Origin of the sequence: Streptomyces sp. NPDC052052, from assembly GCF_040680455.1 — a bacterium.
GTDB lineage: Bacteria > Actinomycetota > Actinomycetes > Streptomycetales > Streptomycetaceae > Streptomyces.
Window position 1 is genome coordinate 295,920 of sequence record NZ_JBFAWU010000006.1, and the last position, 23,283, is coordinate 319,202.

The window sequence follows — 23,283 nt, forward strand, 5'->3', positions numbered from 1 at the left end:
CGCCCCGGGCCCCGGACTTCCTGTCCGGGGCCCGGGGCGCTCACGGCATCCTGGCCGGAGCGGGTGCGCGCACCCGCTCCGCGGCGTCACCCGACGAGAGCCTCCCAGGTCTTCGGACCCGCCTGACCGTCGACGGTCAGCCGGTTGACGCTCTGGTAGGTCCGCACGGCGGACGTGGTCACCGAGCCGAAGTCACCGTCGACGACGAGTCCCGCACTGTGCTTGTTCAGCATCTCCTGGAGGCCGCGTACGTGCGATCCCGAACTTCCCTCCTGAAGCGAGTAGACCAGGACCGGCCAGGTCTTCGGGCCGACCTGGCCGTCCGCCACCAGACCCTTGGCGGACTGGAACTTCTCGACCGCGGCGACCGACACCGAGCCGTAGTCGCCGTCGGCGACCAGTGCGGTGCCGCGCTGGGTGATCAGGTACTGGATGGCCTTGACGGTCGCACCCGACGCACCGGGGTCGATGGACGGCCAGCCGCCGCCCAGTTCCACGCCGCGGGCGGCGAGGTAGGTCACGGGATTGGTCGTGGTCCCCAGTCCTCCGCTGTGCGTCTCGAAGTGGAGGTGAGGGCCGGTCACATTGCCGGTTGCGCCCATGTCGGCGATGCGCTGGCCCGCGGAGACCTGTGCGTCCAGAGCGACCCGGAACACGCTGAGGTGCCCGTAGTAGGTGTACCTCCCGCCGCCGTGCGAGATGACCAGACCGTTACCGGTGCGGCCGGTCAGGACAGCGGTGCCGCGGCGTACCACGGTGCCGGCAGCAGCGGCGTAGACGGCCGTCCCCGTGGTGTTGGTGACGTCCTGGCCCGCGTGCGCATAGGCGCCGCGTGCTGCGCCGTAGTATCCGCCCGAGGGGAAGTAGCCCTGGGCGGGGTTGCACCACGTCCCGTCCTTCAAGGTCGCCGCCGAGGCCGACGAGGTCAGGGCCGGCAGACCCGTCAGTGCCACCCCGAGCCCGGCACCGGCGCCCAGCAGCAGCCTCCTGCGTGACGGATTCGCAGGTCCGATGTCCTGCCGTCCGTCCGTCGCGCCATCCGCCGGACCGCACTGTTCACACATGTCCCGTCCTCCTTGAACACCCGCTGGTTCTACGCGCGTTGCATTGGCGAGAGCATGCCAGAAAAGGAGCCTGTGCTCCAGAGGAACGGAGCGACGGAGTCCTCAAGGGGGCGACGCGTGATCGCGTACCTGCACGGACCCGTGCAAGCTGCCCGGTTCATGCGCCCCGTGCCCCTCCCGCATACCGCACCCACGGAAGGGGGCGGCCCTCGCTCCGCGGAACCCGCCTCCCGGAGCACCACCGGCCATGGTCCCGCACCCGCGCGAAGCAGCTTCACCCTGCCGGGGCTCCGCTGGTTCTGTCTCACCGAGCCTTGAGCGTTCTCAGTGAAGACTGATCGCTGAACATTCCCGTCACTCTCCCGCGGCCAGTACCTCTCTGGCACGAACTGCGAAGGCTTCACAAGCGAGCTCTACACCCTCGCCTCGGGCGAGCATGTCGGCCTTGTCCGCTGCGTAGAAGATCTCTCGTGTTTTCCCCTGGATCACAGCAGCCTGCTCGGCGAGGTGCTGCGCCACCGGGCGGGGTGCGACGAGATGAAGCCGGAAGACGCTGCTGCGGACCTCGGCGTAGAGCCGGAAGGACTCCGCCCGGGCTGCAAGGGCCGCCTCGGACTCGGGCCCTGAACGTTGGCTGGTCCACCGGTCGTACTGCGCCTGCCGATAATCCTCCGCCAGGGCAAGGAAGTCGGCACATGCATCGAGGAGTCGCTGGTGGCTTCGTTCGCGAATGGCGCGGGCTGCGGACCGGGCTGCGACCTTCTCCTGGTAGCGATGTGCTACGACAACACCCAACAGTGTTCCGACCACGGCGATGGCGGACGCAATAATCCCTGACACGACGACCAGCCCACCACCCGGCAGCATGCGCCGGATAGAGCGCCAATCGGCCACTGTCGCCGACGCTCGATCGGCGACGCCCAGGCCGCCTGGCGCCGACCGGAAGCCGGGCTGTCCTGCTGTCCATCTGTCAGGTCAGCGGTAACAAGGTCGACTGACCAGCAGGCTCGCGGCATTATCCGGTTGTGGGGAACCGACCGTAAGGAGCCCGGTGATCACTCGAGGAGCAAAGGTCACGGCGCGGTGTGACGACTGCGGTGGTGTGCTGATACTCGACGTTGGCCAGTACATCGACCGCGGGCAGTTGTGGTGGGGCGCCGAAGGCGCGTGTACTGCCTGTCCCAACGGGTGGTGTGACCAGGGCACAGGTGGAGCGACTCCTGAAGAGATCCGGAATGCCCTGCTGGCGGAGCATGGGCCCGCACGGCTTCGCCTCGCGGACGGTGAGATGAGCCGCGCCCTCGTCTTGCGAGTCCTGCGCGCGATGCTCCGCCTGTCCCTGGTCCAGGCACGGGGGATGGCCGGCGTGCTCCAAGAGACCGGTCTGGTTGGCACGCAGGTCGAGATGGAGTTCATTGCCGACGGGCTGCAACGCCGATCAGTCGCCACAAAGATCGAGAGGAGCGAGAGACCGGCTGGCTGAACCCCACGCACTCCTCCAGAGCGGCCTGACGAACTGCATGAGGAATCGCTCCGACGGAACACCAGCCCTGCCGTGCAATGCGGTCGTAACGGAGGGGGAACTCCGGTGTCACGGCTGTGCGTCACTGTCGCTGCGAAGCAACTCCAGGAAGCAACACCGCGTACGAGGAGGCGAGATGAGTCCCGACGCGTCCGGACGACATCTCGTCGATCTCCGTTCCCGGGCCCGCCGATCGGCGTGGACGCGGGGGCACGTCGCGCACGGGGTTCCAGCCGGCGGTGAGCGCTGCGCCGTCTGAACCCGCCCGGGGCTCCGGTTCGTCGAAGCGCCCCGGCGCCCGATCGCTCCCGGCCTCCGCGCACGCCGAAAAGCCGTCGCTCGCTGCATCGTTCCCGGTGAATCGCCACCCGTGCCGTATCCCTGCCGGACCATGGTGTCCGGACGACGGCTGCGGAGTTCCACGCCCAGCCACCCCGGCGTCCGCTTCTGTGCGCCGTCGGCTCACTCTTCCATCCGCTCCGCCCCCGGAGGCCCCTGTGTCACAGGTCCCAGCTCCGTCCACAGCCGGATCCGCTACCCGAAGCACTGCCCGGCATCCCGTCGACCAGGTCCTGCCCCCCGCTCGGCTGGGGCTGCTCGGACTCCAGCATGTGCTGGTCATGTACACGGGCTGCGTGACCGTTCCGCTCGTCTTCGGGGCGGCCGCGCACCTGGACACATCCACCATTGGTCTGCTCATCAACGCCGACCTGCTGGTCGCCGGTGTGGTGACGCTCATTCAGGCGCTGGGAATCGGAAGGGTGTTGGGTGTGCGACTGCCGGTCGTCGCGGGTGCGACCTTCACCGCCGTGACGCCGATGATCCTCATCGCGGGCGAGTACGGCATGCAGGCGGTGTACGGGTCGATGATCGCCGCCGGTGTCTTCGGGCTGCTGGTCGCCGTGCCGTTCGCCCGCGCGGTGCGGTTCTTCCCGCCGCTGGTCAGCGGCACGGTCATCACCGTCATCGGGCTTTCCCTGATCGGTGTGGCAGCCGGGCTGATCGCCGGGACGGATTCCACCGCCAAAGACTACGCAGCACCTTCCCATCTCGCCCTGGCCGGTGGAATCGTGCTCTTCATCGTGCTGGTCAACCGTTTCACCCGCGGGTTCCTGTCCCAGCTCGGGGTGCTGCTGGGACTGGTCGGGGGCGCGCTGGTCGCCATCCCGATGGGTCTGACGGACTTCTCTTCGGTCGGTGAAGCGGACTGGTTCGGGGTCGCCTCGCCGTTCCACTTCGGCGCTCCGGAGTTCCCCGTTGCCGCGGTCATCTCCATGTGTGTGGTCATGCTGGTGACGTTCACCGAGTCCACCGCTGACATGCTGGCCGTCGGTGAGATGACCGGCCGGACGCTCTCCCGCCGCGACCTGGCCCGTGGTCTGGCAGCCGATGGCGTCTCCGGCGTCCTCGGAGGGGTCATGAACGGTTTCCTGGACACCGTCTTCGCCCAGAACGTCGGCCTGGTCGGCATGACCAGGGTACGCAGCCGGTACGTCGCCGCCGTCGCGGGAGGCATCCTCGTGCTGCTCGGACTCGTTCCCAGGATGGGCGAGGTCGTCGCCTCGCTGCCGGGTCCGGTGGTCGGTGCGGCCGCTCTGGTCATGTTCGCCACGGTCACAGCCGTCGGCATCAACACCCTGCGCGGGGCGGAGTTCGACGCGACCGGCAACCTGCTGGTCGTGGCCGTGTCCATCGGGGTGGGGATGCTGCCCGTGGTGGCGCCGTCGATCTATCACGCCTTCCCGGCCTGGGTGCAGATCATCGGTGGCAGCGCCATCACCAGCGCGACGCTCGCTGCGTTCCTGCTGAACCTGCTCTTCAACCACACTCCCGGACGGAAGAGGACGCGGACGGGGACGGGGGAGGGGCAGGGCGAGGGAGTGGTCGGGCCGACGGCTCCCGACGCCGCCCCTCCCGCCTGACCTCGGGCGAACAGGCTCGGGGGCCGGACGGACGGTCCGCGCCGTTCACACGCGCAGTCCCTCCAGCACGTCAGCCTCCGGGCAGGGACGGGGCGTTGTCAGTGCGCGGAGATAGATTCTCTCTCGTTCCGCCACACCGGCGTGAACACCCCCTTTTGACGTGCAAGGGAGAGGTGCGTTGCAAGCCTGGGAGAAGTCGAGCACGGTGCGGGTGGTACCACCCGCACGGCCGCGGAAGCTCGCCAAGGTTCCGTTCGTGGAGCTGGCCGACGGCCGATTGCAGGGTGTGGTCTCCAGCGGATCCGACATAGGACGCGTGTACGTGTCCTCGATCGCCGCCGGAACGTACGCGTTCGCGTGCAGCACCAACAACAACCGCCCCTGCGGTGGTGCGCGTGGCATGTTCTGCAACCACATCCGTGCACTCGTCAACGAGGCCGTCCTGCAGTACGGCGCCGGCCGTGTCGCCCGCTACCTGAAGGCCGAGACGCCGGACGGGGAGCCGGACGCCCAGGCACTCGTCTCGACGATGACCGCCACACACCCCGCGCAGGGCGACTCCTCGGCCGCCGCTCCGGTCTTCAGCCGGTTCCTGCGACACCTCGCCTACCTCGAACTGGAGCCGGCCACAGCGCCGTTGCCCGAGATGCACTGGTTCCCGCCGACGCGGAAGGCGGCCTGATGCGTACGGATCTGCTCTTCGACCCCATCGACGGGCTCGACGAGGCGCTCGCCGCCGTGGACGCCTTCGACGGCGTGCTCGTCGCCGGGCTGCTCCGTCCGCAGCCCACACAGGCCGCAGGACTGGCAGCGCTCGCCGACGCGGTCGCCGGTACCCCGCTGGCGTCGCGGGTCGCCGAGGCGGCCGACAAGGCCGCGGCCGGTGCCGCGGGCGAGGACCACTTCGTCGCGCTCGCCGCCGCCCGCGTCGCCCTCATGGGCTCCGTCCACGACGCGCTGACGGACCGCGTGGCAGACGCCACGGGACGCCCGCACACCGAGGAAAGCGCCCCCGCCGGTGGGGAGGAGCACGCCGCGAACGTCCTCTCCGCCGCCCGCGCCTGGCTGTGCGACCTGGCCCGCGCCGGCTGGCGCGGCATCGACCACGAACTCGTCGCCGGAGCCGCCCCCGTGGTCTCCGCGATGCTGCCCGACCTGCGGCTGCGGCGGCCGGCACTGCTGCTCGACGGGTTCGCCGCCGAACTCGCCGCGTCCTGCCCGGGGGCCACACTGGAGCGCATACCGGAGCGCCGCTGGGCCGATCTGTGGTCGCGCGCACTGCTGCTCACCCTGCCCGGTGCCCTCCGAGCCCCCGCCACGACCCCCGCCACCGGCCGCCTGCTGCCGCTCGGCGTCGACGTGCAGGAGCACGCGACCGCCGTGCAGGCCCAGGTCCACGCCGTGTTCGAGCCCGCCGACGGCACGGCCCCGCGTCTGGTCCGGGCCTCGGCGTCCGCACCCAAGCCCGACACCGTTGTCGGCGCCGGACTGTGGCAGCTGCTCCGCCCGCGCATGAACCTGCTCACCGCTGTCGGCGAGGGCCGTTCGATGGACCTCGACGCCATGCCCGTCACCGCCGAGGGCGACCTCGTCTGGGACGACGAGCGGGCCCGCCCCGGCGAGGCCGCCGACCCGTTCGCGACGGCCCGGGTCATCCTGGCCACCACGACCGCCCCGGCGACGGCCCCCCTGGACCGTCACCCGGCCCGGATCGCCGTACCCGTCCTGCTGGAGGGGTACGAGCCCGAGCAGCCGGACGACGGGCCGCTGACGTTCGCCCTGGCCGGACACCGGCTGACCGTCGACACCGACCGAGCCCCCGCCGCCGGCCCCCTCACCCCGGAGGCCGTCGCCGCGTCCGGTGCGTGCGTGGGCCTGCTCCGCTGGGACGCCGGGGAGTTCGTCCTCCAGCCGCTTGCCGTCGAGACGACCGTACGGAAGAAGACCGTCGCCGTGCACGCGGGCGCGTGGGCCGGAGGCACCACCGACAAGGCAGGGGCCCGGGCCGAGAAGGCGGCCACCGACTCCGTAGCCGTTCTGCGCGAACGAGCCGGAAGGCTGCTGCGCACATGACCGACCACACTCTCTCGAGCAGCCCCGCGGTAGCGCCGACGACCGGACCGGACCCGGAGGAAAACCGCCGCCAGGTCCTCTACTGGCGGCTCCTGGCCAGGCTTTTCGACCACGAGGAGCAGCCCGCGCTGGAATCCGCGAGCCTGGACATCGTCGAGGACATGGGGCTGCCGCCGGCGCTGCTGGACCCGGACACCTCCGTCGACTCCGTCGTCCAGCGCCACCCGGAGCTGGCCGAAGCATTCGACGGCCTGATGACACCGGAGCCCGAGGCGGACGGTGCGCGCGACCGGACCGCCGAGGTGCGCCGCGCCGCACTGGCGTCGAAGCTGCTGCTCAACGTCTTCGCCACCGGCACCGGCACGGTCTCCGCCGGTCAGCTGGCCGGCTGGCAGTCCGACGCGGGCTGGCTGGAGCGCGCACTCGGCTGCCCGCCCGGCGGCCTGCGTGGCGGGCGGGCAGCAGGGGTAGGACTCGACGCCGGCGGCTCGGGGCCCGATCTCTCCGGCATCGAGGCCGACCTGGTCCAGCGCATGCACCTGCGCGAGGTGCTCGCCGACCCGAAGCTGGCCGCCCGCCTCACCCCGAGCATGTCCCTGATCGAACAGCTGCTGCGCGACAAGGGCAATCTCTCCGGCATCGCGCTGGCCAACGCCAAGTCCCTCATCCGGCGTTATGTGGACGAGGTCGCCGAAGTGCTGCGCACCCAGGTCGAGAAGGCCACCGTCGGCGAGCTGGACCGCTCGGTCCCGCCCAAGCGCGTCTTCCGCAACCTCGACCTCGACCGCACCATCTGGAAGAACCTCACCAACTGGAGCCCGGAGGAGGAGCGACTCTACGTCGACCGCCTCTACTACCGGCACACCGTCCGCCGGACCACACCGCAGCGACTGATCGTCGTCGTGGACCAGTCGGGCTCCATGGTCGACTCCATGGTCAACTGCACCATCCTGGCCTCGATCTTCGCGGGGCTGCCGAAAGTGGACGTCCACCTCATCGCGTACGACACCCGTGCGATCGACCTCACCCCCTGGGTGCACGACCCGTTCGACGTACTGCTGCGCACCAACCTCGGCGGCGGCAACGACGGCCCCGTCGCGATGGCCATGGCCCGGCCGAAGATAGCCGAGCCGAAGAACACCGTCATGGTGTGGATCTCCGACTTCTACGAGTTCGACCGGTCCCAGCCGCTGTTCGAGGGCATCGAGGCGGTCCACCGGTCCGGGGTGCGGTTCATCCCCGTCGGCTCGGTGACCAGCTCCGGACGCCAGGAGGTCAACCCCTGGTTCCGCGAACGGTTCAAGGCACTCGGCACCCCGGTGGTCTCCGGCCACATCAACAAGCTCGTACACGAACTCAAGACGTTCCTCACCTGACCCGCCCCACGGCCCGCGCGCCCCTGCCTGCTGTCGCAGGGAAGTTGCCCGCCGGCCTTCAGCGTTCCGCACCCCTCAACTGACCGGAAAGGCCCCTCCCATGTCCGACCTGCTCCGCGCCCCCGCCGAGGTCAAGTACGCCGAGGAACTCGACTGGCTGGAGTCGATCGACGACAACCCCAAGCCGTTCTCCTGGCGCCTGTCCCCGAAGATGGTCCGCCTCTTCATCCTCGGCTCCGAGCGCGCCGACAACCTCGACCGAGAGGTGACACAGAAGTGGTTCGGCGACCGGAGCTTCGTCGAACGCTCCATCGTCACCCTCGCCTCCGACCGGGGGCTGCTGCTGATCGGCGACCCCGGTACGGGCAAGAGCTGGCTCGCCGAGCTCCTCTCGGCCGCGATCTGCCGCAACTCCACCATGGTCGTCCAGGGCACGGCCGGCACCACCGAGGACCACATCAAGTACTCCTGGAACGTCTCCATGGTCATAGCCAAGGGCCAGTCGCGGGAGTCGATGATCCCCTCGCCGATCATGACCGCGATGGAGACCGGCGCCATCGGCCGCTTCGAGGAACTGACCCGCTCCACCAGCGACGTACAGGACGCACTGATCTCGATCCTCTCCGAGAAGTACATCTCCGTCCCTGAACTGGAGAGCGAAGGCGGCGGTGACAACATCGTCTTCGCCAAGCCCGGATTCTCGGTCATCGCCACCGCCAACAGCCGTGACCGGGGCGTCAACGACCTCTCCTCCGCACTCAAGCGACGCTTCAACTTCGTCCGCATCCCGGTGGTGACGAACAAGAAGAGCGAAGCCGAGATCGTCCGCTTCCGCACCGAGGAACTGCTGCGCCGCCACCAGATCGAGCTGGACGTGCCGCCCACCCTCCTCGACGTCCTCCTGCAGAGCTTCGCCGACCTGCGCGCCTCGGCCACCGCGGCAGGCAGCGACGACGAGAAGCTGGAGTCCGCACTGTCCACCGCCGAACAGATCGGCGTACTGGAGGACGCCGTCCTGCACAGCAACTTCTTCGGCGAGCGCACCCTCACCGCCCGTGGCCTCGCCGCCTCGCTGGTCGGCTCCCTGGCCCGCCGCGAGCCCGAGGACCTGGCCATTCTCAACAAGTACCTGCACGGTGTCGTCGAGCCGCGCGGCAAGGAGCAGGGCGGATCCTGGCCCGAGTTCCTGGAGGGCGGCCGCGACGCGATCGCGAAGCTGTCATGAGCCAGACCCTCGAACCCGGCCCCGCCGCGACCCCCTTCGCCGCACTGCGCGGCCAACTCCACGAGGCAGCAGCCCACTTCGCGGGCGGAACCGATGCCCTGGAGGAGATCCTCCTGGGCATGGTCGACGACGTCGACCGCGCGGCGGCCGAGCCACTGGAGATCTTCCCCGTCTGCCACCACTCACCCGCCTCGGCCCTCGCCATGGCCCGTCGGCTGCGGGAGAAGCAGCCGAAGGTCGTCTACCTGGAGCTGTGCGAGGACATGGCGCCGCTCCTGACCGAACTGCGCAACTGCCGACTGCCGGTCGCGGTCCAGGCGTTCGCGAGCGACATCGGGGGCTTCCCGCCCGAGTGGGCCCCGCTGTCCGTCGTCGCACCGGTCACGGAGGCATCCGCCGAGTACCAGGCCATCGCCTACGCCCTCGACACCCCGGGTGTGGAACTGGTCGCCGTCGACCGATCCTGCGACCACGTCTTCCAGTGGCAAACCCGGGACGAACCGGCCGAAGTGGACACGGAGGGCTCCGGGGCGAAGCCCACCGAGACAGACGCAGCACTCCACGGCGAAGCCGTCGGCATCGAGATGGGCGACCTGCGGCCGCGCTTCGCCGAACTCGAGGAACACCTGCTGCGCCACGGAAAGGTGCGCCACTGGTCGGAGTGGTGGCACCAGTACGTCGAGGTACCACTGGGCGACAGCGACCACGACTCCTACCGCCAGGTCATGTTCCTCATCGGCAGCCTGTTCCGCCGACTCGCCCCCGGTGACGCGGACCGGGTCCGCGTGGACGAGGACCGCGAGCGGTACATGTGGACCCGGATGCGTGAGCACCTGGCCGCGACCGGCACCGACCCGGCGGACTGCCTGTACGTCTGCGGCGCCTTCCACGCCGCCAGCCACGTCGAGGAATTCGGCGTGCACGGCTCCGGAGGCTTCACGATCTCCCCTCGTACCGCCACGACCTGGCAGTACGGTCTGATCCCGTCCAGCCACACGGCGATCGAGGCGCAGTTCGGCCTCGCCTCCGGCTCCGTGTCGATCGCCGCGACGCACTGGGCGAAGAACCTCAAACGCACCAGGGTGAAGCCGTACCGCCTGGAGGGGCAGGCCGGCACGAAGAAGGCACGCCCCCCGAAGTCCGCCGCACCCACTGCCGTCATGCCCGGCACCGTCCCGCCGGGCGCGGGGGAGGACCGGCTCTCCGACTTCCTGCGCCGGCCACCGGCCCTCGACACCCTGGACGAGGCCGAACTGCTCGGCTGGTCCGTGGACATCGTCCGAGCCGCACGCCGCAGCGGCTACCTCGCCTCGACCGCCGATGCCATCGCGGTCTTCGAGACGTCGATCCTGCTCGCCGGGATGAGGGACCGGGCCAAGCCGACGCCGTACGACTTCCAGGACGCGGCGATCACCTGCATCGAGAAGGACACCGTCCCCGGACGACGCGACGTACGTCGCCTCGTCGAGATCATGATGGGCGGCGACCGGATCGGCCAGGTCGGCTACGACGCGCTGCCGCCCCTCGCCCGAGACGTCCACGACCGACTGGCCCCCCTGGCGCTGAACCTCCAGCAGCGGGGGGTGCGCAGGGCCCTGCTGGACATGGCATCCCACCCGGAGCTGCGGGCCTGCTCGGACGTCCTCTGGATGCTCCGCAGACTGATGCCGGCCGGCGCCGCACGTCCCATCATGGGGGAGCGGCGGCTGGGGGAGCGGTCGATCCAGGAGTCGTGGGACCTGTCGCTCGGCACCCACCAGAGGGCGCTCATCGAACTCGGCTACGAGGGCGTGAGCCTGGAACAGGTGCTGGAGCAGAGGCTGCGACGCGTCGCGTACGGGCCGCAGGCGACGACCGCGGAGGTGCTGGCCGCGGTCGAGGACGCGACGCTCTACCTCGGCAGCAGGCGCCTCGCCGAAGAACTGGGTTCCCGCGCCCTCGAAGTCCTCGCCGCCGAACGCACCGTCGACGGAGCACCGGAGGTACTGCGCCGGGTGCGTGGACTGCTGGCGTACTACCGCACCAACGAGGCCGTCCAGCCCGCGTGGATCGAGTCCTTCGTCAAGACCGGCTACGCCCACTACTGCACCCTGCTGCCGACCGCCTTCACGGACGATGACGCCACCGTCCGCCACGTGGCGGCGATGCTGGGCTTCCTGTTCAGCATGGAGAGCCTCGCCCTCTCCCTGGGCTGCGACCGGAACCAGCTGGAACTGGCCGTCGCCCAGGCACACCCGCAGGACCAGGCGAAGACGGCCCTGCTGTGGGCGGCGCAGGTACAGCTCGGCGCCCTGTCCCGGGAACAGCTGCGGACCCGTTGCGACGAGCTCCTGGCCAACCCGCTGGTGGTGCCTTCCTACCCGCGCTACCTCAGCGGCTTCGTACATGCACTGGAGCCGGTGCCGGGTCTGGCGGACGTGGTGGTGGAGGCCGTGTCGAACGCGTTCGGCCGGCTTCCGGACCCGGTGCTGCTGCCCTGGCTGCCGTCCCTGATCACCACGCTCCGGTCGAACGCCGCGGAACTCGCCCCGCTGCTCATCCGCGAGGCCGGACGGATTTTCCCGGCCCGGCTCGCGGCCCTGGACGCCTGGGTGCCGCCGTGGCGGCAGCAACCGGCCGCGGCCCCGACCGCCTCGGCCCGCGGCGGCGTGGCACTGCTCCCCACCCACCCGGCGGCCTGCGACGCGGTGGCAGAGCTGCTGGGCTGTACGGACGGCTGGGCACCGGCCGCCGGACCCCCCTCCGGCACGACGGGCGCAGCCCTGCTGCCCGCCCACCCGGCGGCCTGCGACGCGGTCGCGGACCTGCTGGGCTGCGACGCCCCGTGGGCCCCGTCCGGCAGCGCACTCGGCCCCGCACCGCTGACCACCCGCCACCCGACCACAGCACAGGCGGTCACGGCCCTGCTCACCGGGACATGACACCCCTCGGCCGCCGGGACACCGCACACACGGTGCCCGGCGGCCCTCGGTGCCATCCCGTACGCCAAGACCCGGACCGGACGCCCCCATAGGCCTTGGCAACGAGCAGCGGTGCTGTTCGGGAGTCGGTTCCCGAACAGCACCGCTGCTCACCGGGGATCGTGCTGAGGTGTGATCAACGGACGGTCCGCATAGGGAATTTGATCCAGGTCGTCGAGGTGTGCAGAGAGTTCACTCCTAGCCCTCGTCACCGTTGCTCCCGCTCAGGCTCCGACGTCGGTCCCTCTCGGAGCGTCGCACCGCTTCGCTCACGGCGAGCGTCATGGCCGACACGGCACGGACCCAGCGGGGCCCGCCATGCTCCGCCCACACCACACATGCGCACCCGCCGACGGCGAGCGCCAAGACGCCGAGCAGTACCAGAACGATCACGTTCCCCACCCCTGCATTCATTCGTTCCGTCCTGCTGATCGTCTCAGGTCGGCAGGCCTCTCGTCAGAGACCATGGGAGAGTTGGCGGCTGATCCGGCAGCGTCTGCCCGTGATGGGCTCGGCGTAGTTGCTCGGACCGGCGGTACATACAGACGACGATGGGGAACGCGGGATGAGTGTCACGAGGACGACGGCCACGGCGCTGGTGATCGAGCACGATTCCGGTGGAGGGCTCGGCCGATGGGCGGGCTGGCTGGAGGAGCGTGGTGTGACTGCGCACGTGGTACCCGCCCATGAGGGCGTGCGGGTTCCGGACCGGTTGGAACATCCCGCGCTGATCGTGCTGGGCGGTGCCTACCTGCCCGATGACGACATCCGAGCGCCGTGGCTGCCGGCGACGCGTGCTCTCGTGGGTCAGGCCCTCGCCGAACGGACCCCGATGTTCGGCATCTGCCTCGGCGGTCAAATGCTCGCCCAGGTCGCGGGCGGCGAAGTACGCAAGGAGCACGGAACGCCCGAGTTCGGCAGCACCCGGCTCAGCCTCCGCCCCGAGGCCGCCGACGACCCGCTGTTCCACGGACTGCCCGCGCACCCGCCGGCCATCGAGAACCATGTCGATGCCATCACCGCGCTGCCTCCTGACGCCCACTGGCTGGCCCGCAGCGAGCACTGCCCCTACCAGGGCTTCCGGGTCGGCTCCTCGGCATGGGGGGTGCAGTTCCATCCGGAGATCACGGCCGAACGCATTCGCCGGTGGAACCCGGACCGGTTGCAACGGCATGGCGCCCCCGCACCGGAGGCGCTGCACACGCTCGCGCTCCGGGACGAGCCGACCGCCAGCGACGTCTGGCGCACCGTGGCCCACCGTTTCGCCGACGTGGTGATCTCGGCGGCCGGGGAATGAGCCGGGTCCGCGTCCCGTGCAAGCCGGTGCCGTTCCTGGCGCCACACCTGGAAAGCGGGTGAGGTACTGAGTCGCGTCGGGAGAGGTTCAGGTGCTGGAGCCTGAATCTCTCCTCGATGATACCCCCGTGGGGTATGCTCCCCGGAGGTTTTCAGTACGGGGAGCGAACGGAAGGGAAGGCGGGCCACGATGGGCAGCACACTCGTACACCGCCTGAGTGCCGGCCGGTTGGCGGCGTTGAGTGCGCTCCTGCTCGGTCTCTTCCTCATGCATGGCGCCCCGGCCGCCGCCGCTGACGGCTGCCACGGAGGGACGAGTGCGGCCGTCGGGGTCTCCGAGGGCCACGCCTTCGGGGACGCGCGGGACCACGCCGTGCCGCCGCATAGGAATACGACCCAGCCTCAGGTGACGGGGGGCGTGGACACACACGGGGTGCTGTGCGTAGCGACTCCCGCCCGCAGCAGCGTCCCGGTACCTGCTTCACCTCTCCTCGGTGTGACTGCTGCCGTAGCGCCGGAAGTCTGCGCTCTGCGCCGGGCGTGGAATTCCGGCGGGACACTGCGGCGCGGCCCGCCGGGCGGACGTGGTCTCTTGCTCCAGGTGTGCGTCGCACGGACGTGACCGGACCGCACCGGAACTGCCATCGGCGGTATCCGGCCCGTAACGTCCCGTTTCGCTTGCGCCCCACCCGGTGTGGTGCGCTACCTGGAGAGACCTTCGAGACATGATGTCCATTACCACCCGCTCCCTCGCGCGCAGCCGGGCCTTCGCGGTATCCGGCAGTGCAGTCATCCTCGCTCTGGCCCTGGCCGCTTGCGGCTCGTCCGACGATCCCTCGATGTCCGGCATGCACCACGGCCACAAGCCGTCGGCGAGTGCCTCGGCGAGCCAGGACTCCTCGACGGGTGACATGCCCGACATGGCTCGGGCCGCCGACGGCAACGGCCTGGCCGACAACAAGGACGGTTACCGCCTGGCCAGCCCCGACACCACCCTGAAGGCCGGCAAACCGACTCCGTACCGATTCGTGATCACGGATCCTGACGGCACGGCGGTCACGGATTTCGCTCTCGACCAGACCAAGCGGATGCACTTCTACGCCATCCGCTCCGACCTGACCGGCTTTCAGCACCTGCATCCCGCGATGGCCTCCGACGGCACGTGGACCGCTGCTCTTGCCTCCCTCGCGCCGGGCTCGTGGCGCATGTTTGCCTCCTTTTCGCCCGACAGCGGGAGCGGCAAGGGCAAGGACTTCGTCATGAGTCGGACCGTCACCGTCCCGGGTGCCGCGGCCCGTACCCCACTGCCTGCGGTGGCGGACTCCACGCAAGTCGACGGGTACACCCTCACTGTGTCCGGTCAACCGACGGCCGGCACGGCGCAACCGCTGGCCGTGCGCATCACCAAGGACGGCAAGGCCGTCACCGACCTGCAGCCCTACCTGGACACCTACGCCCACCTGACCGCATTCCATGAGGGAGATGCGGCGTTCGCCCACCTCCACCCCACCACCTCCTCCGGCAAAGGAAGTTCGACGTTGTCCTTCCACGCCGAACTGGGCACCCCCGGTGACTGGCGACTCTTCCTGCAGTTCCGCACCGGCGGCAAGCTCCACACCGCTGCCCTGACTCTGCACGCCGGGTGACAGGGCGGAAGTGACGTGGTGACGCTTCTGGTGGGTCCGGCCTCGGGGCTGTCCGACGTCCGGACCAGCCCGCTCGGACATGGTCGGCCCGCCAGGTGTCGGCGGCGGACGGAGACGACAGCAGAACGCTGACCGTGCATGCCGGGGGCGGGCCGGCCAACAGCGCTGTTGCGCTGGCCCGCCTCGGTACCCCTGCCCCGTTTCCTCGGCCGACTTCGACCGGTCACTGCGTTCACTGTTGCGGCGCCGTCTCATTGCCTCAGGGGGTACCTGAGGGGCGCCGTCTCCACCACCGAGCCGGCCACCCTGGCCATCGCGCAGCTCGACACATCCGGCAGTGCCGCCTACGACTTCTCCGGGTGTCCACTGCCGACTGGCAGTGGACACCCGGAGAACCGGCCACTTGATGCAGCCGGTCGACGTGTGACGGGCCGGATCCGGTGGGGGTCAGGCGCCTGGCTGGATCGGGCCGACCACGGTGCCGACAGCAACGGTGAGTGGGCCGTAGGCGGCGGACTCGCCGGGGATCACCCCGTCCGGGGTCCTGAGCGTGAAGGCCGCCTCGTCGGCGGGAGTGCCATCGGTGCTGTGGGGAACCTGGATGTCGAAGTGGGCCGGGCGGCCGGGACCGAAGTGCACCACGGTGTGTTGCGGGCCGTAGCGGCCGGGGCTGACACCATCCAGGGAGTCGCCGTGGTGGTAGAACCGCACATCGGTCGGTGACCCGGCCAGAGAGCACGGTTCGTACCCGGGAGGCGCGGTCAGTGTGACGCGGTAGTGATGATGCCCCGCGCTCGCGGGCCCGATCATGATCTTGGCGGTGTGGTTCGCAGGACGGCACGCGGAGGGCGCCCTGCCGCTGGTCGCCGAGGTCGTGTCCGTCGGTGACGATGCTTGCGTCACTGCTCCTCCCAGTGCACCCAGCAACGCAGTGGTAGCCGCGGTGACGGCCGTCTTCCGGGTACCTGCACGCATCACGAACCATCCATTCCTGCTCGGCAGTTCACGGAGTTTCGACGGATCCCTGATCAACGCCGCGTGCCCCGCCCCATTGTCGTGATCAACGACAGCGTCACCAGCTAGGACACGGTCTCTGGGCTTTTGACTCCGATCTGTGCTGCCTGGTCATGGTTCGCGAAATCCGGATCAGGGAAGAGGCGTGGCGCCTGAGGGACCGGGCCGAGGCCGGCCCGGGCGCCGCGGTGAAGGGCCCAGTGACCTCCGGCGGCGACACCTCGTGGAGGGCGCGCCCGGATCCGTTGCTGGGATGCGCGGCATCGACTGGGGCAGGACAGGCGGAGTGACGGCCTCAGCCGCTTCCCGTGCCGCGCACATCCCGTTCCGCGGATCGTTGACGGCTCCGCGGACCTCCGCGTCCAACTTCTCCCCACCCATGCGGTCCCGGCATCCCACAGGTTCCTATGCATCCGGCCGAGCTCGTCGATCACCGCATGCTTCCGGAGACCAGGCGAATCCGGGGCATGACCGGGAGTCCGGCCCTCTGCATGTCCCGTGCGACAAGGAACGCGCAGCAGCACCGCTACTCGCAGGAGAGCGTGGGCACACTCACGGCGACCTGATCATCAGTCGGCTCCGTTGCCGGCAGAGTCAGTGGGCAGGTGAGCGGGAGGACCCGCTCGGTCAGCAGGCCGGTGAGGCGGGTGGTGAGGGAAGGCTCGGTGAGCCAGTCCAATGCTTCCAACCGGTCGGTCAGGTGCGGCAGTTCGCCGGGGGCGACGGCACACCAGGTCGCGAGCCGTTCCAGGTCGATGCCCTGGCCTTCGGGGCCCAGGCGGCCGTCGGCGCAGGTCTGGGTGGCCAGGACCAGGGCGAGCAACCGGGTGTCGGCTGTGGTCTTGGCTTTGCGGAGCTTCTTGTCCGAGACGACTCTCTGGGCCCACCCGCTGAGCTTGGGCCGCATTTTCTTGCCGAACGTGAACGGGCCGGAGGTGTCCGGGTGCGGCGTGAGCGAGGGGACGCTGATGGGGGTCGGGTTCTCGGGCCGGGAAGCGAGCAGGTCACCGGGGGTACCGGGGATACAGAGCCACCCGCAGTCGGTCAGCTGTGCGACCAGGTCCTCCGGCTCGGTCAGGCCCAGTCCTGTGAGGTCCTGGCCGACGAGGTTGCCCGTGCCGGTGTGCGCGGTGCGCAGAGTCAGCATCATCACCAGCAGGCGCGCCTGTGGGCCGGGCAACGGAGCGGTGTCGGTGACGTGGGCCAGGACGGCCCGGGCATGGTCCCACTGGGTGGGGCCGGTCAGCAGCCGGGCCACGGAAGGTTCGGTACCGCTCGCGCTCTGGCCGGTGCGCTGCTGGTGCTGGAGGAGGGCGGCGGTGGCAGCCTGCTCGGCACGCTGGGCGTCGAGTCGCAGACGGATGTCGCCGCCGGCCTCGGCCCAGGCCGCGAAGGCGTTCGCCTTTCGGGTGTGGAGCTCGGCCAGCAGAGCCAGGTCGGGTTCGGCGCGCTGCTGGTAGTCGCGGAAGAGGTCACCGAGTTCGATGAGTTCGTCCCGCAGGGCGACGGGCCGCAGATCAAAGGGGATGATGCGCTGGGCGATCTTCGCCTGCCGTCGTCGGCGCCGCACAGGCGCCGACCGGGGAGCCGGAACCGGGCCTGCCGCGACCTGGCCGTCGGAGAACTGTGGCGTACCTGCGGCTACGGGGGCCGGGCGTTCACCGGGGTGGGGCTCGGGGGCCTGGGAGGTTGCCGCGGTCTTCGCTCCGGGGATGGCGGCCGCACACCGCGAGCAGCACTCCAAGGCCTGCCACCAGCGTCCTTCCCGGTCGGTGACCACGGCCAGGACGACCGGTCCGCCGCACCGCCAGGGTTCGGCACGCGCATTCCTGCCGCTGTCCGGCAGATGGGTGTGGCAGCCGTCGGCCCTGCACGCGCAGTACGCCCCGGCCCTGGGGGCGGGGGCGGCGCGCAGGTGGGCCTTGAGGTGGGCGACCGCGGCCGCACGGCCGGCGGCCGTTGACGGCAGACGCTGCTCGGCACAGGCGGGGCGGCTGCACGAGATGCGCACAGCTGCACTGCCCCGGCCGGCGGCGTCCAGGCGCACCGTCCACCGACGTCCCGGCACCCGTTCGTCCAGCTCGCTCACCGCGGCCTGTGTCATCCCGTTCTTCCTTCCCATTGCGTGTCCCTGACCGCCGCCCCGCAGTCTGCCGTGCCGGATCGTGCGCGGCGGCGGGTCCACCGTACGCGGCCCGGAGGGTGGAAATCGGTGAACTCGCCCTGATTGCATGCCGAGAACTCGCAGTTCCGTGGAAGCGAAGAACCTGGCCAGGCCGGTCTGTCCGTCGTGGGATGTGCAGCCCGTGTGGATCAGTAGACCAGGTCTTCGGGCCTATGCAGGTGCTGTTGGTGGACAGCCTCCCGTTCCGTCATGTCCGCACGGATGACGATCAGGGACTGTTCGACGGCCATGCCTTGTGAGGTATGCGGCGAAACGGGGCCCGGAGCAGCGGTGCAGGGGGCAACGCTCCAAGGACTCCGAGGTGTTGCGCGCGATGGCCAGGGAGTTCACCGACGTGGAGCACATCGGGATCGAGCTGTGAGCCCGTCCAGGCAACGGGGTTTCAGACCGTGGCCGATCCGATTTTTCGGGTGTTCGGTCGGATTCGTGGCTGCGCGGGTGCGAAGGGAGAACGTTTGTGGACGAGTTGCAGGAGGAGTCGCCGGCTGCTGACGTCCGGAAAGTTGATGAGTTTTGGAAACGCTTGTCCGGTGTATCGGCGTCGGTTGGTGGTCCACCGGGGTTGTCATGTCTGTGATCGCTAGGTGGGTGTCGTCGTCCGGGTTCTTCCTCAGCTCCGCCACCAGGTCCGGCCGTACGGCGACCATTGCGCGGATCTTCGCCTCGGGGTGGCGGGCGAGCCGGGCGACGGCGTCGGCCGGGATGTGCCGGTTGTAGGTCAGGGGACGCACCCTGCCGTCCGCGAAGCACTGCTCGACGAGCGCGGGGGACAGAGCACACGTGCCGAACACCCATGCGTTGCGCGAACCGAAGGACGGCAGCATGGCTTCCGCCCGTTCTGGGGCCAGCGCCCAGTTCTTGTCCTGGCCGCTTCACGGACCGTGGTGTCTGGATCGTCGAGCAGCGCCGCCCGCTACGCCGGGGTGAGCGATTCCCACCTCCAGGTGGCCACTATCCGGAGTTCGGGGTGTTCGTGCCTGGCGACGGCTGCGTCTGCCAGGGCCTGGGCGGCGCGTACTTTCCGGTTCTTGAACCAGTTCGACATCCGGTTCGTACCGATCCGCCGGAGGGCGGTCGGCGTCTGGTAGCCGGTCAGCAGGACGAGGGCACCCTTGGAGGCCGCGTAGTCGAACGCCCGCTCCAGGGCAGGGAAGTACTCCAGTAGCTGGGCACGCAATCGGTTGATGGCCCGCGTGCGGTCGGCGGCCAGATCGTAGCGGCGGGAGGTCAGGATCTTCAGGTCCACCACAGTCTCGTCCCAGTCCTGCAGCGGCTGCAGATCCCGGCGCATCCACGCCTGGTCGGCGATGACGTAGGCATCCTTTGCGTCGGTCTTTCCGTCGCCCCGGTAGCTGTGGGAGGCGTGGTGGACGGTCCGGCCAGGGATATATATGAGTCGTTGGCCGTGACTGGTGAGCAAGGTGATCAACAGGGCTGCTCCACCCGCGTTTAGGTCGACTGCCCAGGTGACCGGGTCGTCCTCGGCCAGTGCAAGGACATCGCCTATCAGCTCCAGCAGCTCAGCCTCGTTGTTCGGTACTCGGCGCGAGAGCACCTTCGTTCCGCCTGTGTCGATCACCGTGCAGTGGTGCGCGGCCTTGCCGGCGTCCGTCCCCGCCCAGAGCTCGGGCACCCGGGCCTCCCTCGTCGATCGGTTGACTGGTCCCTGCAGGCGACCACGCCGACGTGTCCTTACGAAGCGATATCTGTTCGCTCATCCCCATGAGTGGCCGTGTCGTCGCGGGGCGCTGGGCGGCCTATCAGTCAAAGCCACACGTACGGCATGAGCGCTTTAAGCCGCACCCAGGCCCCTGGGTCTCCCGATCGTACGAAGGACCGGAATCAACCCGCCAATAAGGTAAGGAGCGCTTCATTCGTCGAGTGAGCACGTGAGTTGGCGATCGGAGTGTTCGGTGTCGATGACGTGGATGAGCGGGGACACGGTAGTTGGAACCTGGGCCTGGTTGTTGGCGCGGAGCTTGATGGCGAACGCCGAGGCCGCAGTCCCGCCCTATCAACGCTCGCGGTCTTCGCCAGAGCCCGTAATCCCCAGGTTCTGGCTCTATGAGCTACTGGATTGGTGTGCGTGGAGACGCGGGGGCAGAGATATCGGTATGTGGGCCCGGCGGAGCTGAAGGCGCTCGTCCAGGCGGGTAGCGAGGGTCGGAGCATCCACTCGTCAGCGGACTTCGGCGAGTGGGTCTCTGCGCTGACCTTGAATGAGTTGGCCGAGCCCTTCACGTTCGTCGTCGATGGCGGCGGGGTACTGCGACTGGCTCCGCGCCGCAGCGAGCACGTGGTGTGCGCTGGCGGCGGAGAGGTGCTGAGCGCCGGCGAGATGAGCTTCCGCGAGGAGTCCGGACGGTGGGTGGTCGAGGAGGTCAGCAACCAGTCGACCGGCTACTGCCCGGACGTCAGCTCATGGCCGGCCGTGGCCGAGGCCCTGGACCGGATCGGGGTCCATCGCCCGTCCGGGTTCACGCACGAGGTGGTCTTCCGTCGATGTCGCTCCTGCCGGGAGCTCAACATCGTGCGGGAGGAGGACTTCGTCTGCGTCTTCTGCGGCGAGGATCTGCCGCGGGAGTGGAACACAGGGGAGACCGCGTTACTGGTCAGGTAGCGAAGATCACATCGCGGTGCGACTGCGGCAGCGCAGCGGTGCGACAGGTAAACCAGTTCATCCTTCACGATGAGTTGTGGTGGGACTCGGAGTTCTCTTGCGGGTCCTGCGGCGCCTACTTGTGTGAACACGCTGGTCGGGGACCAGCGCCTGATGATGTCCGGGAGGCTCTACTCGCAGCGCACGGGCCCGTCAGGCTCCGGCTGGTCGGTCCGGTGCCCAGTCTTGTCCCGGCTTCGAAGGTCCTTCGGGAGCTCTCAGCGGCCTCGTTGTCGCGCGCTCGTGAGCTGGCTGGAGAGCTGAGCCACGATGGCCTGGTGGGGACCTTGTCGGAGATGGAGTTCCTCAAGGCTCGGCTGCAGCTGCGCGCGGTTCACGCCGACATCGACCAGTAGCTTTCCCCGGAGGCATCGACAACTCACGGTTGGTTGCAAGAAGTGTGACCACCTGGTTCCAACAACCGTGTCCTGTCATCCGGGAACTGCCAGCTCACTGCTCCTCGCCAGTGATGTCGGCGTACACCCGAACGTGGCTCTGGCAAGATTTTCGTAGCCGGAGGTCACCTTGACGCGGGGTCGACCCGGTCATGTTCGCTTGAGGTGATACAGGTTGGGAGCGTCCGGGTCCCCCGCAAGGTAGTAGGGCTGAAGCCCTTCTTTGGTTCGCTCCATGCCGAACTCCCAGGTGTATTGGCCTATCGGGGTGTGCGGTGCGGTCGTCCATTCGTCGACGGCCCTGGGGGGACGCTGAATTTGCCCCGTCACGTTGGTGATGGAGATCTGGACTGCCGGGGCTCCACCGATCGTCTCTCCGCTGGCTCCCTTGATCAGTTGCCAGGTCCCGGTCCCAGTCAGACCCCAGCCTTCGTCGAAATCCCAGTCCGCGCCTCCGAGATTCCGTACCGCGGCTCGGCCATCCCTCTCCAGGGCCACCTCCGCACCGTCGGGGCCGGTCCAGTCCCCAGCGAGTTCTCTGGCCGAAGCGTTATGGACGGTCGGCAGACTGGGGTAGAAGAGCGCCCCACAGCCGCTGGCCACCATGACAAGAATCATCACCGGGCCCATTGCCAACCATTGTCCCCGCCTGCGATTTCCCATCATGCCCCCAGCTCGATACCACCCCAGCAGAAATGAGCACGTTCAGAATAGTCCCCGGGGCGAGGCGCCAGCCTGGGGTTGCTCGAACTTACGCGCCACCCTTCGCCCCTGCATGCACTGTTGCCAGTGCGTGCTTTTGCACTCGCGAAACATTGGGGGGTCATCCCTGGGCGAATGGTTAAAAGGGGCCCACCTCCCTGAGCGGCCGGTCCGTGTAATAGCGGCGGAGGTGGGCGATCAGGACGACGCGTTGGCGGAGAAGTGGGACGCTGGCGCGGCCACCCATCAGGCGTTTCTGCAGCTTGACGTCGGTGATGCGTCCTTCGTTGACCCCGGAGTTGTAAGGGGTGGTGATGCCCTGGGCGACGGCATGTCGGTCTTCGCGCATGGCTTTGGCGAGGCCGGCGAGAGGGCGCAGGCCGGTGTTTGCGAGTTCGTCCAGTCAGTTTGACAAGGGGGTCGCGTCACGGTTGTCGAGCATGGTGGTGAACCGGCGGACCAGGTCATGGGTGAGCCTGAGTTCAGGGCAGTGGTCGAGGAGTCGGGGCAGGCGGTCGTTGACGCGTGGGCTGCGTCGGCCAGGGTGGGTGGTGATCCAGCGGGCGGCTTCGCGGGGTGAGGGCGGGCGCTCGCGTGGCTCGTCCAGGGGTGGGCCATGTCGCAGGGGTGTGACGGCCATTTTCACGCGCTGATAGTGGCCGAGGTAGCCCTTGGTCTGGATTTCCTCGTGCAGGATCTTCGCGCTGTGCTGTCCCTCGTCCCAACGTTGTTGCAGGTAGTCGAGGTAGGGGTCCAGGCTGGAGGGCTTGCGGGGCGGTGGCGCATCACTTGCTGCCAGGTGCGGGCTCGGGCGTACTTGCTGACCGTGTGGTGGTCCAGGTCGAGCTCCCGGGCCACGGAGCTGTGGCTTCGGCCGGTGCGGGTCAGAGCGTGCACGGCCTCGAAAAACCGTCGGGCATGGCGCCCGGCCCGGGTGTCCGCCGCGGTGTTCTCGGCGGTTTCCTTGACCAGTTCGGGATCGCTCTCGCTGACCGGGGGCAGTGCTGCGGGCAGGCAGCCGCGGTGGGTGGAGGCGACGTCCTGGACACGGCGGGAGAGGCCCTGCCAGAGGTGGAAGCGGTCGCTGACCGGCACTGCGTCGGGTGCGCCGGCGGTGATGCCCTGCCGGTAGGGGGGAGCCGTCGCGGCCGGCGACCCCAACGACCCCGATACCTTCATCGGCCCGATGATCCGCCCCGACCAGCAGGAGCGGGTGCGCACCTACATCCGGCTCGGCATCGAGG

General features: G+C 69.2%; 16 protein-coding genes and 2 pseudogenes. 10 read left to right on the top strand and 8 right to left on the bottom strand.

What is annotated here, in order from left to right; translation table 11 throughout:
* Window positions 1-86 precede the first annotated feature (86 nt).
* Window positions 87-953, bottom strand: a complete 867-nt coding sequence (locus tag AB0L71_RS10085) for a peptidoglycan-binding protein (protein ID WP_365240377.1) — start codon at window positions 951-953, stop codon at window positions 87-89.
* Window positions 954-1,418: 465 nt separating this feature from the next.
* Complete coding sequence (locus tag AB0L71_RS10090) at window positions 1,419-1,958, bottom strand: hypothetical protein (RefSeq protein ID WP_365240335.1); 540 nt, start codon at window positions 1,956-1,958, stop codon at window positions 1,419-1,421.
* A 1,125-nt stretch (window positions 1,959-3,083) separates the two neighbouring features.
* Between AB0L71_RS10090 and AB0L71_RS10095 the strand changes: the two genes are divergently transcribed.
* The 6 genes from AB0L71_RS10095 (at window position 3,084) to AB0L71_RS10120 (ending at window position 12,103) form a co-directional block, all read left to right on the top strand.
* Window positions 3,084-4,508: a nucleobase:cation symporter-2 family protein gene (locus AB0L71_RS10095; RefSeq protein ID WP_365240337.1), complete on the top strand. Its 1,425-nt coding sequence runs from the start codon at window positions 3,084-3,086 to the stop codon at window positions 4,506-4,508.
* A 178-nt stretch (window positions 4,509-4,686) separates the two neighbouring features.
* Window positions 4,687-5,190 (top strand): hypothetical protein, encoded by a 504-nt coding sequence (locus tag AB0L71_RS10100; protein WP_365240339.1) that lies wholly within the window; start codon window positions 4,687-4,689, stop codon window positions 5,188-5,190.
* Window positions 5,160-6,581, top strand: coding sequence for a hypothetical protein (locus tag AB0L71_RS10105; RefSeq protein ID WP_365240379.1), 1,422 nt, complete (start codon window positions 5,160-5,162; stop codon window positions 6,579-6,581). The genes AB0L71_RS10100 and AB0L71_RS10105 overlap by 31 nt, the downstream gene beginning before the upstream one ends.
* Entirely contained in the window at window positions 6,578-7,957 is a 1,380-nt protein-coding gene (locus AB0L71_RS10110) for a VWA domain-containing protein (protein WP_365240341.1), read from the top strand. Before AB0L71_RS10105 ends, AB0L71_RS10110 begins: the two co-directional genes overlap by 4 nt.
* Window positions 7,958-8,057: 100 nt before the next feature.
* Window positions 8,058-9,182 carry an AAA family ATPase gene (locus AB0L71_RS10115; RefSeq protein ID WP_365240343.1) on the top strand — a complete coding sequence of 375 codons (1,125 nt, stop codon included), beginning with the start codon at window positions 8,058-8,060 and terminating at the stop codon, window positions 9,180-9,182.
* Complete coding sequence (locus tag AB0L71_RS10120) at window positions 9,179-12,103, top strand: hypothetical protein (protein WP_365240345.1); 2,925 nt, start codon at window positions 9,179-9,181, stop codon at window positions 12,101-12,103. Before AB0L71_RS10115 ends, AB0L71_RS10120 begins: the two co-directional genes overlap by 4 nt.
* Before the next feature lie 237 nt (window positions 12,104-12,340).
* Here the strand turns inward: AB0L71_RS10120 and AB0L71_RS10125 are convergent, their stop codons facing one another.
* Window positions 12,341-12,556: a hypothetical protein gene (locus tag AB0L71_RS10125; protein ID WP_365240347.1), complete on the bottom strand. Its 216-nt coding sequence runs from the start codon at window positions 12,554-12,556 to the stop codon at window positions 12,341-12,343.
* 151 nt (window positions 12,557-12,707) lie between these two features.
* On the opposite strand from AB0L71_RS10125, the gene AB0L71_RS10130 reads away from it, so the two are divergent.
* Together AB0L71_RS10130 and AB0L71_RS10135 are read left to right on the top strand one after the other, a co-directional pair.
* A complete protein-coding gene (locus AB0L71_RS10130) occupies window positions 12,708-13,439 on the top strand; it encodes a type 1 glutamine amidotransferase (RefSeq protein WP_365240348.1) in 732 nt (243 codons plus the stop codon).
* Between the two features lie 724 nt (window positions 13,440-14,163).
* Window positions 14,164-15,084, top strand: coding sequence for a hypothetical protein (locus tag AB0L71_RS10135; protein ID WP_365240350.1), 921 nt, complete (start codon window positions 14,164-14,166; stop codon window positions 15,082-15,084).
* 447 nt (window positions 15,085-15,531) lie between these two features.
* Here the strand turns inward: AB0L71_RS10135 and AB0L71_RS10140 are convergent, their stop codons facing one another.
* The 3 genes and pseudogenes from AB0L71_RS10140 to AB0L71_RS10150 all read right to left on the bottom strand — a co-directional run.
* The gene (locus AB0L71_RS10140) at window positions 15,532-15,987 is read right to left on the bottom strand and encodes a DUF4232 domain-containing protein (protein ID WP_365240352.1); all 456 of its coding nucleotides are present in this window, start codon (window positions 15,985-15,987) and stop codon (window positions 15,532-15,534) included.
* Window positions 15,988-16,624: 637 nt separating this feature from the next.
* Entirely contained in the window at window positions 16,625-18,202 is a 1,578-nt protein-coding gene (locus tag AB0L71_RS10145; RefSeq protein WP_365240354.1) for a hypothetical protein, read from the bottom strand.
* A 1,075-nt stretch (window positions 18,203-19,277) separates the two neighbouring features.
* Window positions 19,278-19,916 (bottom strand): annotated as a pseudogene (locus tag AB0L71_RS10150) (IS110 family transposase); the annotation flags it as partial.
* A gap of 453 nt (window positions 19,917-20,369) precedes the next feature.
* Between AB0L71_RS10150 and AB0L71_RS10155 the strand changes: the two are divergent.
* Window positions 20,370-20,903, top strand: coding sequence for a hypothetical protein (locus tag AB0L71_RS10155; protein ID WP_365240356.1), 534 nt, complete (start codon window positions 20,370-20,372; stop codon window positions 20,901-20,903).
* Window positions 20,904-21,487: 584 nt separating this feature from the next.
* On the opposite strand, the gene AB0L71_RS10160 is transcribed toward AB0L71_RS10155, so the two are convergent.
* Window positions 21,488-21,967: a hypothetical protein gene (locus AB0L71_RS10160; RefSeq protein WP_365240359.1), complete on the bottom strand. Its 480-nt coding sequence runs from the start codon at window positions 21,965-21,967 to the stop codon at window positions 21,488-21,490.
* 211 nt (window positions 21,968-22,178) lie between these two features.
* Complete coding sequence (locus AB0L71_RS10165) at window positions 22,179-22,388, bottom strand: hypothetical protein (protein WP_365240361.1); 210 nt, start codon at window positions 22,386-22,388, stop codon at window positions 22,179-22,181.
* A gap of 789 nt (window positions 22,389-23,177) precedes the next feature.
* On the opposite strand from AB0L71_RS10165, the pseudogene AB0L71_RS10170 reads away from it, so the two are divergent.
* Window positions 23,178-23,283, top strand: a pseudogene (locus tag AB0L71_RS10170) (aldehyde dehydrogenase); the annotation flags it as partial.

Excerpts from the sequence above, each read along its gene's own strand:
- AB0L71_RS10110 (WP_365240341.1), top strand. The coding sequence starts at position 6,578 with ATGACCGACCACACTCTCTCGAGCAGCCCCGCGGTAGCGCCGACGACC.
- AB0L71_RS10115 (WP_365240343.1), top strand. The coding sequence starts at position 8,058 with ATGTCCGACCTGCTCCGCGCCCCCGCCGAGGTCAAGTACGCCGAGGAA.
- AB0L71_RS10120 (WP_365240345.1), top strand. The coding sequence starts at position 9,179 with ATGAGCCAGACCCTCGAACCCGGCCCCGCCGCGACCCCCTTCGCCGCA.
- AB0L71_RS10125 (WP_365240347.1), bottom strand. The coding sequence starts at position 12,556 with ATGAATGCAGGGGTGGGGAACGTGATCGTTCTGGTACTGCTCGGCGTC.
- AB0L71_RS10130 (WP_365240348.1), top strand. The coding sequence starts at position 12,708 with ATGAGTGTCACGAGGACGACGGCCACGGCGCTGGTGATCGAGCACGAT.
- AB0L71_RS10135 (WP_365240350.1), top strand. The coding sequence starts at position 14,164 with ATGATGTCCATTACCACCCGCTCCCTCGCGCGCAGCCGGGCCTTCGCG.
- AB0L71_RS10145 (WP_365240354.1), bottom strand. The coding sequence starts at position 18,202 with ATGACACAGGCCGCGGTGAGCGAGCTGGACGAACGGGTGCCGGGACGT.
- AB0L71_RS10160 (WP_365240359.1), bottom strand. The coding sequence starts at position 21,967 with ATGGGCCCGGTGATGATTCTTGTCATGGTGGCCAGCGGCTGTGGGGCG.
- AB0L71_RS10165 (WP_365240361.1), bottom strand. The coding sequence starts at position 22,388 with ATGCGCGAAGACCGACATGCCGTCGCCCAGGGCATCACCACCCCTTAC.